This is a genomic window from Escherichia sp. E14V7 (genome assembly GCF_004212225.1).
In the GTDB taxonomy this organism is placed as follows: domain Bacteria; phylum Pseudomonadota; class Gammaproteobacteria; order Enterobacterales; family Enterobacteriaceae; genus Escherichia.
In genome coordinates this window covers 1-17,842 of sequence record NZ_RHJJ01000024.1, presented here as the reverse complement: position 1 = coordinate 17,842, position 17,842 = coordinate 1, and the positions used below count along the sequence as shown (strand labels likewise).

General features: G+C 44.3%; 15 protein-coding genes. All 15 read left to right on the top strand.

The genetic code is table 11. From position 1 onward, the window contains the following. The first annotated feature begins 49 nt into the window (after positions 1-49). Positions 50-1,444 carry an undecaprenyl-phosphate glucose phosphotransferase gene (wcaJ, locus tag D9741_RS22150; RefSeq protein ID WP_130219640.1) on the top strand — a complete coding sequence of 465 codons (1,395 nt, stop codon included), beginning with the start codon at positions 50-52 and terminating at the stop codon, positions 1,442-1,444. Position 1,445: 1 nt separating this feature from the next. Continuing rightward, complete coding sequence (gene wzxC, locus D9741_RS22145) at positions 1,446-2,924, top strand: colanic acid undecaprenyl disphosphate flippase WzxC (RefSeq protein ID WP_130219642.1); 1,479 nt, start codon at positions 1,446-1,448, stop codon at positions 2,922-2,924. Between the two features lie 467 nt (positions 2,925-3,391). Continuing rightward, the gene (gene wcaK / locus D9741_RS22140) at positions 3,392-4,672 is read left to right on the top strand and encodes a colanic acid biosynthesis pyruvyl transferase WcaK (RefSeq protein WP_130219601.1); all 1,281 of its coding nucleotides are present in this window, start codon (positions 3,392-3,394) and stop codon (positions 4,670-4,672) included. Further along, entirely contained in the window at positions 4,669-5,889 is a 1,221-nt protein-coding gene (gene wcaL / locus D9741_RS22135; protein WP_130219603.1) for a colanic acid biosynthesis glycosyltransferase WcaL, read from the top strand. Before wcaK ends, wcaL begins: the two co-directional genes overlap by 4 nt. A 10-nt stretch (positions 5,890-5,899) precedes the next feature. Further along, on the top strand, positions 5,900-7,294 hold the full coding sequence (gene wcaM / locus D9741_RS22130) for a colanic acid biosynthesis protein WcaM (protein WP_130219605.1): 1,395 nt from the start codon (positions 5,900-5,902) through the stop codon (positions 7,292-7,294). Between the two features lie 174 nt (positions 7,295-7,468). Continuing rightward, entirely contained in the window at positions 7,469-8,362 is an 894-nt protein-coding gene (galF, locus tag D9741_RS22125; protein WP_000183029.1) for a UTP--glucose-1-phosphate uridylyltransferase GalF, read from the top strand. A gap of 372 nt (positions 8,363-8,734) precedes the next feature. Then, a complete protein-coding gene (rfbB, locus tag D9741_RS22120; protein WP_130219607.1) occupies positions 8,735-9,820 on the top strand; it encodes a dTDP-glucose 4,6-dehydratase in 1,086 nt (361 codons plus the stop codon). Further along, positions 9,820-10,719, top strand: coding sequence for a dTDP-4-dehydrorhamnose reductase (rfbD, locus tag D9741_RS22115; protein WP_130219609.1), 900 nt, complete (start codon positions 9,820-9,822; stop codon positions 10,717-10,719). The genes rfbB and rfbD overlap by 1 nt, the downstream gene beginning before the upstream one ends. A gap of 58 nt (positions 10,720-10,777) precedes the next feature. Continuing rightward, positions 10,778-11,656: a glucose-1-phosphate thymidylyltransferase RfbA gene (rfbA, locus tag D9741_RS22110; protein WP_105280193.1), complete on the top strand. Its 879-nt coding sequence runs from the start codon at positions 10,778-10,780 to the stop codon at positions 11,654-11,656. A 4-nt stretch (positions 11,657-11,660) separates the two neighbouring features. Next, positions 11,661-12,206 carry a dTDP-4-dehydrorhamnose 3,5-epimerase gene (rfbC, locus tag D9741_RS22105; protein ID WP_130219611.1) on the top strand — a complete coding sequence of 182 codons (546 nt, stop codon included), beginning with the start codon at positions 11,661-11,663 and terminating at the stop codon, positions 12,204-12,206. 15 nt (positions 12,207-12,221) lie between these two features. Continuing rightward, complete coding sequence (gene wzx / locus D9741_RS22100; protein WP_130219613.1) at positions 12,222-13,478, top strand: O13/O129/O135 family O-antigen flippase; 1,257 nt, start codon at positions 12,222-12,224, stop codon at positions 13,476-13,478. Positions 13,479-13,507: 29 nt separating this feature from the next. Further along, positions 13,508-14,398: a rhamnosyltransferase gene (locus tag D9741_RS22095; protein WP_130219615.1), complete on the top strand. Its 891-nt coding sequence runs from the start codon at positions 13,508-13,510 to the stop codon at positions 14,396-14,398. Next, a complete protein-coding gene (rfbG, locus tag D9741_RS22090) occupies positions 14,391-15,296 on the top strand; it encodes a dTDP-rhamnosyl transferase RfbG (RefSeq protein ID WP_167854540.1) in 906 nt (301 codons plus the stop codon). Before D9741_RS22095 ends, rfbG begins: the two co-directional genes overlap by 8 nt. A 19-nt stretch (positions 15,297-15,315) precedes the next feature. Continuing rightward, on the top strand, positions 15,316-16,464 hold the full coding sequence (locus tag D9741_RS22085) for an oligosaccharide repeat unit polymerase (RefSeq protein WP_130219617.1): 1,149 nt from the start codon (positions 15,316-15,318) through the stop codon (positions 16,462-16,464). Positions 16,465-16,735: 271 nt separating this feature from the next. After that, a partial coding sequence (locus D9741_RS22075; protein ID WP_130238359.1) for an ISAs1 family transposase occupies positions 16,736-17,842 on the top strand: 1,107 nt, incomplete at its 3' end.

The window sequence follows — 17,842 nt, the reverse complement described above, 5'->3', positions numbered from 1 at the left end:
GATCTTCCCTTACCCCACTGCGGGTAAGGGGCTAAAAACAGGAACAACGATGACAAATCTAAAAAAGCGCGAGCGAGCGAAAACCAATGCATCGTTAATCTCTATGGTGCAACGCTTTTCAGATATCACCATCATGTTTGCCGGACTATGGCTGGTTTGCGAAGTGAGCGGACTGTCATTCCTCTACATGCACCTGTTGGTGGCGCTGATTACGCTGGTGGTGTTCCAGATGCTGGGCGGCATCACCGATTTTTATCGCTCATGGCGCGGTGTTCGGGCAGCGACAGAATTTGCCTTGTTGCTACAAAACTGGACGTTAAGCGTGATTTTCAGCGCCGGACTGGTGGCGTTCAATAATGATTTCGACACGCAACTGAAAATCTGGCTGGCGTGGTATGCGCTGACCAGTATCGGACTGGTGGTTTGCCGTTCGTGTATTCGCATTGGAGCGGGCTGGTTGCGTAATCATGGCTATAACAAGCGCATGGTCGCGGTGGCAGGGGATTTAGCCGCCGGACAAATGCTGATGGAGAGCTTCCGTAATCAGCCGTGGTTAGGGTTTGAAGTGGTGGGTGTGTACCACGACCCGAAACCGGGCGGCGTTTCTAACGACTGGGCGGGCAATCTGCAACAGCTGGTCGAGGATGCGAAAGCGGGCAAGATTCATAACGTCTATATCGCGATGCAAATGTGCGACGGCGCGCGAGTGAAAAAACTGGTCCATCAACTGGCGGATACCACCTGTTCGGTGCTGCTCATCCCCGATGTTTTTACCTTCAATATTCTTCATTCCCGTATCGAAGATATGAACGGCGTTCCGGTGGTGCCGCTGTATGACACGCCGCTTTCCGGGGTTAACCGCCTGCTCAAACGTGCGGAAGACATTGTGCTGGCGACGCTTATCCTGCTGCTGATCTCCCCTGTGCTGTGCTGCATTGCGCTGGCGGTGAAACTGAGTTCACCTGGGCCGGTCATTTTCCGCCAGACTCGTTACGGCATGGATGGCAAGCCGATCAAAGTGTGGAAGTTCCGTTCCATGAAAGTGATGGAGAACGACAAAGTGGTGACTCAGGCGACGCAGAACGATCCGCGCGTCACCAAAGTGGGGAACTTTCTGCGCCGCACCTCGCTGGATGAATTGCCGCAATTTATCAATGTACTGACCGGCGGGATGTCGATTGTGGGGCCACGTCCACACGCGGTGGCGCATAACGAACAGTATCGCCAGCTCATTGAAGGCTACATGCTGCGCCATAAGGTGAAACCGGGCATTACCGGTTGGGCGCAGATTAACGGCTGGCGCGGCGAAACCGACACACTGGAGAAAATGGAAAAACGCGTCGAGTTCGACCTTGAGTACATCCGCGAATGGAGCGTCTGGTTCGATATCAAAATCGTTTTCCTGACGGTATTCAAGGGATTCGTTAACAAAGCGGCATATTGATATGAGCTTACGTGAAAAAACCATCAGCGGCGCGAAGTGGTCGGCGATTGCCACGGTGATCATCATCGGCCTCGGGCTGGTGCAGATGACCGTGTTGGCGCGGATTATCGATAACCACCAGTTCGGCCTGCTGACTGTGTCGCTGGTGATCATCGCGCTGGCAGATACGCTTTCTGACTTCGGTATCGCTAACTCGATTATTCAGCGAAAAGAAATCAGTCACCTGGAACTCACCACGCTGTACTGGCTGAACGTCGGGCTGGGGATCGTGGTGTGCGTGGCGGTGTTTCTGTTGAGTGATGTCATCGGCGACGTGCTGAATAACCCGGATCTGGCGCCGTTGATTAAAACATTGTCGCTGGCGTTTGTGGTGATCCCCCACGGGCAGCAGTTCCGCGCGTTGATGCAGAAGGAGCTGGAGTTCAACAAAATCGGCATGATCGAAACCAGCGCGGTGCTGGCGGGCTTTACTTTTACGGTGGTTAGCGCCCATTTCTGGCCGCTGGCGATGACCGCGATCCTCGGTTATCTGGTCAATAGTGCGGTAAGAACGCTGCTATTTGGCTACTTTGGCCGCAAAATTTATCGCCCCGGTCTGCATTTCTCGCTGGCGTCGGTGGCACCAAACTTACGCTTTGGTGCCTGGCTGACGGCGGACAGCATCATCAACTATCTCAACACCAACCTTTCAACGCTGGTGCTGGCGCGTATTCTCGGCGCGGGCGTGGCAGGGGGATACAACCTGGCGTACAACGTGGCCGTTGTGCCACCGATGAAGCTGAACCCCATCATCACCCGCGTGTTGTTTCCGGCGTTTGCCAAAATTCAGGACGACACCGAAAAGCTACGTATTAACTTCTACAAGCTGCTGTCGGTGGTGGGGATTATCAACTTTCCGGCGCTGCTCGGGCTAATGGTGGTGTCGAATAACTTTGTACCGCTGGTATTTGGCGAAAAGTGGAACAGCATTATTCCGGTGCTGCAATTGCTGTGTATTGTGGGTCTGCTGCGCTCAGTGGGTAACCCGATTGGTTCGCTGCTGATGGCGAAAGCACGGGTCGATATCAGCTTTAAATTCAACGTATTCAAAACATTTCTGTTTATTCCGGCGATTGTTATTGGTGGGCAGATGGCGGGCGCAATCGGCGTCACGCTCGGTTTCCTGCTGGTGCAGATTATCAACACCATTCTGAGTTACTTCGTGATGATTAAACCGATGCTCGGTTCCAGTTATCGCCAGTACATCCTCAGTTTGTGGCTGCCGTTTTATCTCTCGCTGCCGACGCTGGTGGTCAGTTATGCGCTGGGCATTGTGCTGAAAGGGCAACTGGCGCTGGGGATGCTGCTGGCGGTGCAAATAGCCGCGGGCGTGCTGGCGTTTGTAGTGATGATTGTGCTGTCGCGCCATCCGCTGGTGGTGGAAGTGAAGCGTCAGTTTTGTCGCAGCGAAAAAATGAAAATGCTTTTACGGGCGGGGTGAATGGTTGTTTTCGGTTCCGGCAACGGTTGCCGGATGCGGCGTGAACGCCTTATCCGGCCTACGGTTCTGTGCTCGGATCTTGTAGGCCTGATAAGACGCGTCAGCGTCGCATCAGGCACTGAATGCCGGATGCGGCGTGAACGCCTTATCCGGCCTACGGTTCTGTGCTCGGATCTTGTAGGCCTGATAAGACGCGTCAGCGTCGCATCAGGCACTGAATGCCGGATGCGGCGTAAAACGCCTTATCCGTCCTACGGTTCTGGGCTTGGATCTTGTAGGCCTGATAAGAAGCGTTAGCGTCGCATCAGGCACTGAATGCCGGATGCGGCGTGAACGCCTTATCCGTCCTACGGTTCAGGGCTCGGATCTTGTAGGCCTGATAAGACGCGTCAGCGTCGCATCAGGCAAAAAGCGGCAACGAACACAACAAACACAGCCTCACCTGGCATCAAATTTATGAGGAAAAAATGAAATTACTTATTCTGGGCAACCACACTTGCGGCAATCGTGGCGACAGTGCCATCCTGCGCGGCTTACTTGATGCCATCAACATACTCAATCCACATGCCGAAGTGGACGTGATGAGCCGCTATCCGGTCAGTTCTTCCTGGCTGCTCAACCGCCCGGTAATGGGCGATCCGCTGTTCCTGCAAATGAAACAACACAACAGCGCGGCGGGCGTTGTCGGGCGCGTTAAAAAAGTCCTCCGTCGCCGCTATCAACACCAGGTACTGCTCTCACGCGTCACCGACACTGGCAAGCTGCGTAATATCGCCATCGCCCAGGGATTCACCGACTTCGTGCGCCTGCTGTCAGGTTACGACGCCATTATCCAGGTCGGCGGATCGTTTTTTGTCGATCTCTACGGCGTGCCGCAGTTTGAACATGCGCTTTGCACGTTTATGGCGAAAAAGCCGCTGTTTATGATTGGTCACAGCGTCGGTCCCTTCCAGGATGAGCAATTTAACCAACTGGCGAACTACGTTTTTGGTCACTGCGACGCGCTGATCCTGCGCGAATCGGTCAGCCTTGAACTGATGAAACGCAGCAATATCACCACTGCAAAAGTTGAACATGGCGTCGATACCGCGTGGCTGGTCGATCACCACACCGAAGATTTCACCGCCAGCTATGCCGTCCAACACTGGCTGGACGTTGCCGCACAACAGAAAACAGTGGCAATTACCCTGCGCGAACTGGCACCGTTCGACAAACGTCTCGGCACCACTCAGCAAGCGTATGAAAAAGCTTTTGCCGGGGTGGTCAATCGCATTCTCGACGAAGGCTATCAGGTCATTGCGCTCTCCACCTGTACGGGTATCGACAGCTATAACAAAGACGACCGCATGGTGGCGCTCAACCTGCGCCAGCACATCAGCGATCCTGCCCGTTACCACGTAGTGATGGATGAACTCAACGACCTGGAAATGGGCAAAATTCTTGGTGCCTGTGAACTCACCGTCGGTACGCGCCTGCACTCTGCCATTATCTCAATGAACTTTGCCACTCCGGCGATTGCCATCAACTACGAACATAAATCCGCTGGGATTATGCAGCAGCTGGGGCTGCCAGAGATGGCAATTGATATCCGTCATTTATTAGACGACAGCCTGCAAGCGATGGTTGCGGATACCTTAGGCCAGCTTCCGGCGCTGAACGCGCGACTTAACGAAGCCGTCAGTCGCGAACGTCAGACGGGAATGCAGATGGTGCAATCTGTGCTTGAGCGCATCGGGGAGGCGAAATGAAGGTCGGCTTCTTTTTGCTGAAATTTCCGCTGTCGTCGGAAACCTTCGTCCTCAACCAAATTACCGCGTTTATTGATATGGGATTTGAGGTGGAGATTGTCGCGCTGCAAAAAGGCGACACCCAGAATACCCACGCGGCATGGACGAAATACAACCTTGCCGCCAGAACCCGCTGGTTACAGGACGAACCTACGGGCAAAGTGGCGAAGCTGCGCCACCGCGCCAGCCAGACCTTACGCGGCATTCATCATAAAAATACCTGGCAGGCGCTCAACCTCAAACGCTATGGTGCCGAGTCGCGGAACCTGATTTTGTCTGCTATTTGCGGCCAGGTCGCAACACCGCTTCATGCCGATGTCTTTATCGCTCATTTTGGCCCAGCGGGGGTAACCGCAGCAAAACTACGCGAACTGGGTGTCATTCGCGGCAAAATTGCGACTATCTTCCATGGCATTGATATCTCCAGTCGGGAAGTGCTCAACCACTACACTCCCGAATATCAACAACTGTTTCGCCGTGGCGACCTGATGTTACCGATAAGCGATCTGTGGGCCGGAAGGCTGCAAAAAATGGGCTGCCCAAGGGAAAAAATCGCCGTATCGCGCATGGGCGTAGATATGACGCGCTTTAGCCCGCGTCCCGTGAAAGCGCCCGCAACACCGCTGGAAATCATTTCCGTCGCACGCTTAACCGAGAAAAAAGGCCTGCACGTGGCGATTGAAGCCTGCCGTCAGTTGAAAGAGCAGGGCGTGGCATTTCGCTATCGCATCCTCGGCATTGGCCCGTGGGAACGACGGCTGCGTACCCTCATCGAACAATATCAACTGGAAGATGTGGTAGAGATGCCGGGCTTTAAACCGAGCCATGAAGTGAAAGCGATGCTCGACGACGCGGATGTCTTCCTGTTGCCATCGGTAACGGGGGCGGATGGCGATATGGAAGGCATTCCGGTGGCGTTAATGGAGGCGATGGCGGTCGGTATTCCGGTTGTTTCTACTCTGCATAGCGGAATTCCGGAACTGGTAGAGGCCGATAAATCCGGCTGGTTGGTGCCTGAGAACGATGCCAGTGCACTGGCGCAACGTCTGACAGCGTTTAGCCAACTGGACACCGACGAACTGGCTCCGGTCGTCAAACGCGCGCGCGAAAAAGTCGAACACGATTTTAACCAGCAGGTGATTAACCGAGAACTCGCCAGCTTGTTGCAAGCTTTATAGAGGAGAACGCATGTCATTTAAAAAACTCTCCCGACGCACCTTCCTGACAGCAAGCTCCGCGCTTGCCTTCCTCCATACCCCCTTCGCCCGCGCACTTCCCGCCCGACAAAGCGTTAACATTAACGACTACAACCCACACGACTGGATCGCCTCATTTAAACAAGCCTTCAGCGAAGGGCAAACGGTCGTCGTGCCTGCCGGATTGGTTTGTGACAATATCAACACCGGCATCTTCATTCCTCCCGGCAAAACGTTACACATCCTCGGTAGCCTGTGCGGCAATGGCAGAGGGCGATTTGTCTTACAGGACGGCAGCCAGGTGACAGGGGATGAGGGTGGCAGTATACATAACATCACCCTGGATGTGCGCGGTTCTGACTGCATCATCAAAGGGTTGGCGATGAGCGGTTTTGGCCCGGTAACGCAGATTTATATCGGCGGCAAAAATAAACGTGTCATGCGCAACCTGACTATCGATAACCTGACTGTTAGCCACGCTAATTACGCCATTTTACGCCAGGGATTTCATAATCAGATTATCGGTGCCAACATCACCAATTGTAAGTTCAGCGACTTACAGGGCGACGCCATCGAATGGAACGTGGCGATTAACGACAGTGATATTTTGATATCCGACCATGTCATCGAGCGCATCAACTGTACTAATGGCAAAATCAACTGGGGTATTGGCATAGGACTGGCAGGAAGTACTTACGATAATAACTACCCGGAAGACCAGTCGGTTAAAAACTTTGTCGTGGCGAATATCACGGGATCGGATTGTCGGCAACTGATTCATGTTGAGAACGGCAAACACTTCATCATTCGTAATATCAAGGCTCATAATATTACGCCCGCTTTCAGCAAGAAAGCGGGTATTGATAACGCCACGGTAGCGATATATGGATGTGATAACTTTGTTATTGACAATATAAAAATGACCAATAGTGCCGGAATGTTAATCGGTTACGGAGTCATTAAAGGTAAGTATCTCTCAATACCACAAAACTTCAGATTGAATAATATTCATCTTGATAACACTAACCTTGCCTGGAAATTGCGCGGAATCCAAATTTCCGCAGGGAATGCCGTCTCATTCGTGGCGTTGACCAACATTGAAATGAAGCGTGCTTCGCTGGAGTTTCACAACAAGCCGCAACACATTTTTATGCGTAATATCAACGTAATGCAAGAATCCACTGTGGGTCCGGCATTGACCATGAATTTCGACCTGCGAAAGGACGTTCGTGGTGTCTTTATGGCAAAGAACGAGACGCTACTGTCGCTGGTAAATGTTCATGCGGTGAATGAAAAAGGACAAAGTTCAGTCGATATCGACAGGATTAATCACCATGTCGTTAATGTGGAAAATATTAACTTTAAGCTGCCGGAACGGGGCAGGTAGATTTGCGACCATTCCTGGAAAAATAGAGCCATACTTAGGAATAACGCTACTGCAATCTTGAGCGAAGCGGCGTAACATCGGAAGTAAATCAGTAATCAATTCAGGGGAATTGATGCTGGCGAAAAAAATCGAACAAGCTATAATTCAGCAACCATTTTACAGGTGGATGAAATAATGACGAATTTAAAAGCAGTTATTCCTGTAGCGGGTCTTGGGATGCATATGTTGCCTGCAACTAAGGCGATTCCTAAAGAGATGCTACCGATCGTCGACAAGCCAATGATTCAGTACATTGTTGACGAGATTGTGGCTGCAGGGATCAAAGAAATCCTCCTGGTAACTCATGCGTCCAAGAACGCAGTCGAAAATCACTTCGATACATCTTATGAATTAGAATCTCTCCTTGAACTGCGCGTGAAGCGCCAGCTTCTGGCGGAAGTACAATCTATCTGCCCGCCAGGTGTGACCATTATGAACGTGCGTCAGGGGGAACCTTTAGGTCTGGGCCACTCCATTTTGTGCGCCAGACCAGCCATTGGCGATAACCCGTTTGTCGTGGTGCTGCCGGATGTTGTTATCGACGACGCCAGTGCCGATCCGCTGCGTTACAATCTGGCCGCAATGATTGCGCGCTTCAATGAAACTGGCCGCAGCCAGGTTCTGGCAAAACGCATGCCGGGCGATCTCTCTGAATACTCCGTCATCCAGACCAAAGATCCGCTTGATCGCGAAGGCAAAGTCAGCCGCATTGTTGAATTTATCGAAAAACCGGATCAGCCGCAGACCCTGGACTCAGACATCATGGCTGTAGGGCGTTATGTGCTTTCTGCCGATATTTGGCCTGAACTGGAGCGTACTCAACCTGGAGCATGGGGACGTATTCAGTTGACTGATGCCATTGCTGAGTTGGCAAAAAAACAAGCAGTTGACGCAATGCTGATGACTGGGGACAGTTACGACTGTGGTAAGAAAATGGGTTATATGCAAGCGTTTGTGAAGTATGGACTGCGTAACCTGAAGGAAGGCGCTAAGTTCCGCAAAGGCATTGAGAAGTTGTTAAGCGAGTAACAAATTCCTGACTGGAAGTGTCGGTCAGTAAGAAATTAAAAACGGCAGTGAAGATTCGTAGCATAAGTTTTGCTCATTGAATCTCACTGCCGTTGTCGTTTTTATAAATACAATAAAAACAGCATGTTAGCTTGCAATTATAGTTCAAATTTTTCCAGGATTTTCCTTGTTTCTACAGCTGTTTGGTAAGACAATTAGCGTTTGAATTTTTCGGATTTGGCACGAGTGGGTTACGCTCGTCACATCGTGGAAATGTACGCAGTGCTCTGGTAGCTGTTAAGCCAGGGGCGGTAGCGTGCATTAATGCATCTATTAATCAAATCTGGAGCAGTCTATTTCACAGCATGCTCTCTGGCTATATGGAATAAAAAAGTGAAGATACTTGTTACTGGTGGCGCAGGATTTATTGGTTCTGCTGTTGTTCGTCACATAATAAATAATACGCAAGATAGTGTTGTTAATGTCGATAAATTAACCTACGCCGGAAATCTGGAATCGCTCGCTGAAATTTCTGATTCTGAACGTTATTCATTTGAGCATGCAGATATCTGTGATGCCGCAGCGATGGCTCGTATTTTTTCACAACACCAGCCAGATGCGGTGATGCACCTGGCGGCTGAGAGCCACGTTGACCGCTCAATAACTGGCCCGGCGGCATTCATTGAAACTAATATTGTCGGTACTTACGTACTTTTAGAAGCAGCGCGCAATTATTGGTCTGGTCTGGATGATGAAAAGAAAAAAAACTTCCGCTTTCATCATATTTCTACTGATGAAGTGTATGGTGACTTACCCCATCCGGATGAAGTAAATAGCAATGAAACGTTGCCGTTATTTACGGAAACGACAGCATATGCGCCAAGTAGCCCATATTCTGCTTCTAAAGCGTCAAGCGATCATTTGGTTCGCGCATGGAAACGTACTTATGGTTTACCGACAATTGTGACTAATTGCTCGAACAACTATGGTCCTTATCATTTCCCGGAAAAGCTTATTCCATTGGTTATTCTTAATGCACTGGAAGGTAAGGCATTACCTATTTATGGCAAAGGGGATCAAATTCGCGACTGGTTGTATGTAGAGGATCATGCTCGAGCGTTGTATACCGTAGTTACTGAAGGTCAAGCGGGTGAAACCTATAACATTGGCGGACACAACGAAAAGAAAAACATCGATGTTGTGCTGACTATTTGTGATTTGTTGGATGAGATAGTCCCGAAAGAGAAATCTTATCGTGAGCAAATTACTTATGTTGCTGATCGCCCAGGGCATGATCGCCGTTATGCAATCGATGCCGATAAAATTAGCCGTGAATTGGGCTGGAAACCGCAAGAAACGTTTGAGAGCGGGATTCGAAAGACGGTGGAATGGTACTTGTCCAATACAAAATGGGTTGAGAATGTGAAAAGTGGCGCCTATCAATCGTGGATTGAACAGAACTATGAGGGCCGCCAGTAATGAATATCCTCCTATTCGGTAAAACAGGGCAGGTAGGTTGGGAATTACAGCGTGCTCTGGCACCGCTGGGTAATTTGATTGCTCTTGATGTTCACTCCACTGATTATTGTGGTGATTTTAGTAATCCCCAAGGTGTAGCTGAAACCGTAAGAAGCATTCGGCCTGATGTTATAGTCAACGCAGCCGCTCACACCGCAGTAGACAAAGCAGAATCAGAACCGGAATTTGCACAATTACTTAACGCGACAAGTGTCGAAGCAATTGCAAAAGCAGCTAATGAAGTCGGCGCCTGGGTTATTCACTACTCTACTGACTACGTATTTCCGGGGACCGGCGAAATACCGTGGCAGGAGACGGATGCAACAGCACCGTTGAATGTTTATGGTGAAACTAAACTAGCCGGAGAAAAAGCGTTACAGAAATATTGCGCGAAGCATATTATTTTCCGTACCAGCTGGGTATATGCAGGTAAAGGAAATAACTTCGCCAAAACAATGTTGCGTCTGGCAAAAGAGCGCGAAGAACTGGCTGTGATAAACGATCAGTTTGGCGCACCAACAGGTGCCGAATTGCTGGCTGATTGCACCGCTCATGCCATTCGCGTAGCAGTAGACAAACCAGAAGTTGCTGGTTTGTACCATCTGGTTGCTGGCGGCACAACAACCTGGCACGATTATGCCGCTCTGGTATTTGAAGAAGCGCGCAAAGCAGGGATTAACCTTGCTCTTAACAAACTTAACGCCGTGCCAACAACGGCCTATCCCACACCAGCCCGTCGACCCCATAACTCTCGCCTCAATACAGAAAAGTTTCAGCAGAACTTTGCGCTTGTCTTGCCTGACTGGCAGGTGGGCGTGAAACGAATGCTCAACGAATTATTTACGACTACGGCAATTTAACAAATTTTTGCATCTCGCTCATGATGCCAGAGCGGGATGAATTAAAAGGAATGGTGAAATGAAAACGCGTAAAGGTATTATTCTGGCTGGTGGTTCCGGCACTCGTCTTTATCCTGTGACGATGGCAGTAAGTAAACAACTGCTGCCGATTTATGATAAACCGATGATTTATTATCCGCTTTCAACGCTTATGTTAGCGGGTATTCGCGATATTCTTATTATCAGTACGCCACAGGATACACCGCGTTTCCAACAATTGTTGGGGGACGGGAGCCAGTGGGGGCTAAATCTACAGTATAAAGTACAACCGAGTCCGGATGGCCTGGCGCAAGCGTTTATCATTGGTGAAGACTTTATTGGTGGCGATGATTGTGCACTCGTGCTTGGCGATAATATCTTCTATGGACACGACTTACCAAAATTAATGGACGCTGCGGTTAACAAAGAAAGCGGTGCAACGGTATTTGCTTATCACGTTAATGATCCTGAACGCTATGGTGTCGTGGAGTTTGATAATAACGGTACGGCAATTAGCCTGGAAGAAAAACCGCTGGAACCAAAAAGTAACTATGCGGTTACTGGGCTTTATTTCTATGACAATGACGTCGTGGAAATGGCGAAAAACCTTAAGCCTTCTGCCCGTGGCGAACTGGAAATTACCGATATTAACCGTATTTATATGGAACAAGGACGTTTGTCTGTCGCTATGATGGGGCGTGGCTATGCATGGCTGGATACAGGGACGCATCAAAGCCTTATTGAAGCAAGTAACTTCATTGCAACAATTGAAGAGCGTCAGGGATTAAAAGTATCCTGCCCGGAAGAAATTGCTTATCGTAAAGGGTTTATTGATGCTGAGCAGGTGAAAGTATTAGCCGAACCGTTGAAGAAAAATGCTTATGGTCAGTATCTGCTCAAAATGATTAAAGGGTATTAATAAAATGAATGTAATTAAAACTGAAATTCCTGATGTGCTGATTTTTGAACCAAAAGTCTTTGGGGATGAACGTGGCTTCTTTATGGAAAGCTTTAATCAGAAAGTATTCGAAGAGGCAGTGGGGCGTAAGGTTGAGTTTGTTCAGGATAACCATTCGAAATCCAGCAAAGGCGTATTACGTGGGCTTCATTACCAGTTAGAACCCTATGCACAAGGAAAATTGGTACGCTGTGTTGTCGGTGAAGTTTTTGATGTTGCGGTTGATATTCGGAAATCATCACCAACATTTGGCAAGTGGGTTGGTGTAAATTTGTCGGCGGAGAATAAGCGCCAGTTATGGATACCGGAAGGATTTGCTCATGGGTTTTGCGTTCTTAGTGATGAAGCAGAATTTGTCTACAAAACAAATAATTTCTATTCAAAAATGCAAGAACGTGGGATTATATGGAACGACAAAACTATAAATATAGAATGGCCGGTACAAAATCCATTGCTTTCTGATAAAGATATTAATGGTCAAAAATTTGTAGATGCTGATTATTTTATATGATAAAGAAATGTAATAATGAGTATAATAAAAAATAGTGTCTGGAACCTTTTTGGCTATGCAATACCAACTTTAATTGCTATCCCCTCGCTAGGGTTTCTCGCTCGAGGTTTGGGGCCTGAAGGTTTCGGTGTTTATACAATTGCAATTGCACTTGTTGGGTATGCTGGAATTTTTGATGTAGGCCTGACCCGCTCTGTTATTAGAGAAATTGCAATTCATCGTGATAATCATCATGAAAGAACCAAGGTAATTTCAACAAGTACATCTTTTTTGGTGCTATTTTCGTGCTTTGGTGCTTTTTTATTATTGATTTTCTCTGATGGAATAGTTAATTATCTAAAAATTTCTGGTGTTGAACATAATGATATACAACTAGCATTTAAACTGTTGGCTATTTGCATTCCATTATTTATTCTAAATCAATTATGGTCAGCCATTCTTGAGGGGGATGAAAAATTTGGCATTGTAAATATTCAAAAATCTATATCAAGCTCCTGCATCGCGGGAATTCCGGCCATATTTGTTTTTTATAGTGCTACATTGTCAGCTGCGGTTACTGGTTTAATATTTGCAAGAGTTATTTCGATTTTAGTCTCTGCCTATTATGTCAGGAATGACATTAAAATTTCGGGGGTTCATTTTTGTTATAAAACCTTTAAACGACTTTTTTTCTTTGGCGGTTGGATGACAGTAAGTAATATCATAAGTCCGGTCATGGTGTATTTTGACCGATTTATAGTGTCAAATATTATGGGGGCAGATAAAGTTGCATTTTATTCTGCACCAGCGGAGGTTATTCTGAAATTAGGAATAATACCTGCAGCAATCGGAAGAGCAGTGTTTCCAAGGTTAAGTAACATCAAAGACTTTAAAGAATTTAAACGTAATGTAAATAAATCATTGCTGTTAATGTTTATAATCTGTTTGCCGGTGATAATCATCGGCTTGTTGTATTCAGGGCTTATATTGAAAATATGGTTTGGTGAGAATTACCAAATTAATTCCTTTAATATATTAAATGTGTTATTGATCGGTTTTTTCTTCAATGCGTTGGCAATGATACCATTCTCTGCAATCCAGGCATTAGGAAAATCTAAAATTACTGCTTTGATTCATTGTGCTGAATTGGTTCCTTATTTAGTCCTTTTGTATTTTATGGTCGAAAAATATGGGTTACTGGGTGCCGCAATATCTTGGAGCATACGTGTAATTTTAGATGCTCTGTTATTACAATGGCTTTATACTAGGATGTGTTCTGTATATGAAGACTAAAATTAACCAATTACTGAGTCACTTGGATAATGAATAGTAATATTTACGCTGTCATTGTGACATATAATCCCGAACTTAAAAATCTGAATGCATTGATCACTGAGCTAAAGGAGCAAAATTGTTACGTTGTAGTAGTCGATAATAGTACTAATTTCACCTTGAAAGATAAATTAGCAGACATCGAAAAAGTTCATTTAATTTGTCTTGGTAGGAATGAAGGTATAGCAAAAGCACAAAACATTGGGATTCGACATTCTCTTGAAAAAGGGGCAGAGAAGATAATTTTTTTTGATCAAGATAGCCGTATTCGCAATGAGTTTATCAAAAAACTTTCCTGCTATATGGATAATGAAAATGCAAAAATAGCTGGCCCAGTTTTTATTGATAGAGATAAGTCACATTATTATCCTATTTGTAATATCAAAAAAAATGGTCTTCGAGAGAAAATTCATGTCACTGAAGGACAGACACCGTTTAAAAGTTCAGTAACAATCTCATCCGGAACCATGGTTTCAAAAGAAGTTTTTGAGATTGTTGGAATGATGGATGAGGAACTTTTTATTGATTATGTCGATACAGAATGGTGTCTTAGATGCTTAAACTATGGCATATTAGTTCATATCATTCCTGATATAGAAATGGTTCATGCTATTGGGGATAAGTCAGTAAAAATCGGTGGGATTAACATACCAATTCACTCGCCAGTACGTCGTTATTATCGAGTAAGAAATGCATTTCTTTTGCTTAGAAAAAATCATGTGCCTCTTTTACTCTCTATTAGGGAAGTTGTTTTTTCTTTAATTCATACGACTTTAATTATTGCAACTCAAAAAAATAAAATTGAATATTTCAAAAAACATATTCTGGCTACGCTGGATGGAATAAAAGGAATTACTGGAGGCGGTCGTTACAATGCATAGTTATGATCAAAAAAGAGTTGCTGTACTCATGGCTACGTATAATGGCGAATGCTGGATTGAGGAACAATTAAAAAGTATTATAGGACAAAAGGGTGTAGACCTCTCAATATTTATATCAGATGATTTATCAACTGATAATACATTAAACATTTGTGAAGAATTTAAAGCATCATATCCGTCAATTATAAATATACTTCCTAGCGCCGATAAGTTTGGGGGGGCAGGTAAGAATTTTTATAGATTAATTAAAGATGTCGATTTTGAAAATTATGATTATATCTGTTTTAGTGATCAGGATGATATTTGGTATAAAGACAAAATAAAAAATGCAATTGACTGCTTGGCATTAAATAATGCGGATTGTTATTCTAGCAATGTAATTGCATACTATCCATCAGGGGAAAAAAATTTAGTTGATAAAGCTCAGTCGCAAACTCAATTCGATTATTTTTTTGAAGCAGCAGGTCCAGGGTGTACATATGTTATAAAAAAAGAAACGCTTATTGAATTTAAGAAGTTCATCATAAATAATAAAAATGCTGCACAAGATATCTGTCTGCATGATTGGTTTTTATATTCATTTGCGCGGACGAGAAATTATTCGTGGCATATTGATAGAAAACCAACAATGTTATACAGACAGCATGAAAACAACCAAGTTGGAGCAAATACTAATTTTAAAGCAAAATACAAGCGGCTTGGTTTGGTAAGAAACAAGTGGTATCGAAAAGAAGTAACTAAAATAGCTAATATATTAGCTGATAATAGCTTTGTGAAAAATCAATTGGATAAAGGTTATATAGGCAATTTGATCTTGGCTTTAAGTTTTTGGAAGTTAAGGCGGAAAAAGGCTGATAAAATTTATATTTTATTAATGTTGATTTTAAATATTTTTTAAATAATATCACCTTGCGAATATGAATAATATAAATAAAATTTTTATAACATTTTTATGTATTGAACTAATTGTTGGTGGTGGTGGAAGATTACTGGATCCATTGGGGATATTCCCTTTGCGATATTTATTATTTGTATGTAGTTTTATACTCTTAACTTTAAATTTAGTTACATTGAATTTTTCAATTTCCCAAAAATGTGTTAGTCTTTTTATATGGTTGCTTTTATTCCCACTATATGGCTTCTTTGTTGGCTTATTAACTGGTAATAAAGTAAATGATATACTGTTTGACGTGCAACCATACCTTTTTATGTTGTCACTTATATATTTATTTACACTAAGATATACTTTAAAAGTGTTTTTATGTAAAACTTTCATTAAAACAGTTAATGTATTTGCATTATATGGATCACTGTTATACATTTCATACATAATTTTGCTGAATTTGGGCTTGTTAAATTTCAATTTAATTTATAAACACTTATCATTGACTAGCGAGTTCTTTTTTCGTCCAGATGGGGCTTTTTTTTCCAAATCCTTCTACTTTTTTGGTGTCGGTGCGATTATCAGTTTTGTCGACAAAAAATATTTAAAATGTTTCATAATAGTGCTGGCGATATTATTGACGGAATCAAGAGGTGTATTACTTTTTACGACATTATCACTGCTATTGGCCAGTTTTAAATTACATAAACTATATTTAAATACGATTATAATAATATTGGGCTGTGTTCTATTTATAATAATGCTTTACATGGTCGGATCACGCAGTGAAGATTCTGACTCTGTTAGATTTAATGATTTATATTTTTATTATAAAAATGTTGATTTAGCGACGTTCTTGTTTGGAGGAGGATTCGGTTCATTTATATTAGATCGATTAAGGATAGAAATAGTACCTCTTGAGATTCTTCAGAAAACAGGTGTTATTGGTGTATTTACATCAATAATTCCTATGTTGCTTATCTTTGTGAAAGGTTATTTTTTAAATACAACAAAAACATCCTTAATGATGTCGTTAATACTTTTTTTCAGTATTACCGTTTCTATAACTAATCCATTTCTTTTTACACCCATGGGGATTTTTATTATAGGAGTTGTAGTTTTATGGATATTTTCTATAGAAAATGTCAAAATTAGTAACAGCCTCCCTTCTGGAGCTAAATAGTTTATATAAGGGGATTTTTTATCACTCTTTTAATATTATTGTAATTATTCCTTGTTATAATGAGCAGGAGGCAATATCTAAATTTTTAAATGCATTTCAAAATACATATCCCAACTGCATTTATATACAGGGAAGATAATCAGAAGTAAATTTTTTTGCACTAGGCAATTAGCATTTTATGTTCAGTAATTGTGATATTGCTCAGTAGCAAAAACTATTTTTCATAGCTTATATATGATCAAGTACTCCTTATATAAATAAGGAGAATAAAATGGAACATATTTCTATTATTCTTGATTATAGACAAGTCTGTAAAGTAGAACATGAATTATCAGGTATCCTGGTGCTGACTATTTTCGCCGTCATTTCCGTGGCTGAAGGATGGGAAGATATGGCGGATTTCGGTGAGACTCACCTCGATTTTTTGAAGCAATATGGTGATTTTGAAAATGGTATTCCTGTTCACGATACCATTGCCAGAGTTGTATCCTGTATCAGTCCTGCAAAATTTCACGAGTGCTTTATTAACTGGATGCGTGACTGCCATTCATCAAATGATAAAGACGTCATTGCAATTGATGGAAAAACGCTCCGGCATTCTTATGATAAGAGTCGCCGCAAGGGAGCGATTCATGTCATTAGTGCGTTCTCAACAATGCACAGTCTGGTCATCGGACAGATCAAGACGGATGAGAAATCTAATGAGATCACAGCTATCCATGAACTTCTTAACATGTTGGATATTAAAGGAAAAATTATCACGACTGATGCGATGGGTTGCCAGAAAGATATTGCAGAGAAGATACAAAAACAGGGAGGTGATTATTTATTCGCTGTAAAAGGAAACCAGGGGCGGCTAAATAAAGCCTTTGAGGAAAAATTTCCACTGAAAGAATTAAATAATCCAGAGCATGACAGTTACGCAATTAGTGAAAAGAGTCACGGCAGAGAAGAGATCCGTCTTCATATTGTTTGCGATGTCCCTGATGAACTTATTGATTTCACGTTTGAATGGAAAGGGCTGAAGAAATTATGCGTGGCAGTCTCCTTTCGGTCCATAATAGCAGAACAAAAGAAAGAGCCAGAAATGACGGTCAGATATTATATCAGTTCTGCTGATTTAACCGCTGAGAAGTTCGCCACAGCGATCCGAAATCACTGGCACGTGGAGAATAAGCTGCACTGGCGTCTGGACGTGGTAATGAATGAAGACGACTGCAAAATAAGAAGAGGAAATGCAGCAGAATTATTTTCAGGGATACGGCACATTGCTATTAATATTTTGACGAATGATAAGGTATTCAAGGCAGGGTTAAGACGTAAGATGCGAAAAGCAGCCATGGACAGAAACTATCTCGCGTCAGTCCTTGCGGGGAGC

Coding starts and splice junctions, on each gene's coding strand:
- D9741_RS22095 (WP_130219615.1), top strand. CDS start 13,508: ATGAATAGTAATATTTACGCTGTCATTGTGACATATAATCCCGAACTT.
- rfbA (WP_105280193.1), top strand. CDS start 10,778: ATGAAAACGCGTAAAGGTATTATTCTGGCTGGTGGTTCCGGCACTCGT.
- wzx (WP_130219613.1), top strand. CDS start 12,222: ATGAGTATAATAAAAAATAGTGTCTGGAACCTTTTTGGCTATGCAATA.
- D9741_RS22085 (WP_130219617.1), top strand. CDS start 15,316: ATGAATAATATAAATAAAATTTTTATAACATTTTTATGTATTGAACTA.
- rfbD (WP_130219609.1), top strand. CDS start 9,820: ATGAATATCCTCCTATTCGGTAAAACAGGGCAGGTAGGTTGGGAATTA.
- wcaJ (WP_130219640.1), top strand. CDS start 50: ATGACAAATCTAAAAAAGCGCGAGCGAGCGAAAACCAATGCATCGTTA.
- rfbC (WP_130219611.1), top strand. CDS start 11,661: ATGAATGTAATTAAAACTGAAATTCCTGATGTGCTGATTTTTGAACCA.
- rfbG (WP_167854540.1), top strand. CDS start 14,391: ATGCATAGTTATGATCAAAAAAGAGTTGCTGTACTCATGGCTACGTAT.
- wcaL (WP_130219603.1), top strand. CDS start 4,669: ATGAAGGTCGGCTTCTTTTTGCTGAAATTTCCGCTGTCGTCGGAAACC.
- wcaK (WP_130219601.1), top strand. CDS start 3,392: ATGAAATTACTTATTCTGGGCAACCACACTTGCGGCAATCGTGGCGAC.
- wzxC (WP_130219642.1), top strand. CDS start 1,446: ATGAGCTTACGTGAAAAAACCATCAGCGGCGCGAAGTGGTCGGCGATT.
- galF (WP_000183029.1), top strand. CDS start 7,469: ATGACGAATTTAAAAGCAGTTATTCCTGTAGCGGGTCTTGGGATGCAT.
- wcaM (WP_130219605.1), top strand. CDS start 5,900: ATGTCATTTAAAAAACTCTCCCGACGCACCTTCCTGACAGCAAGCTCC.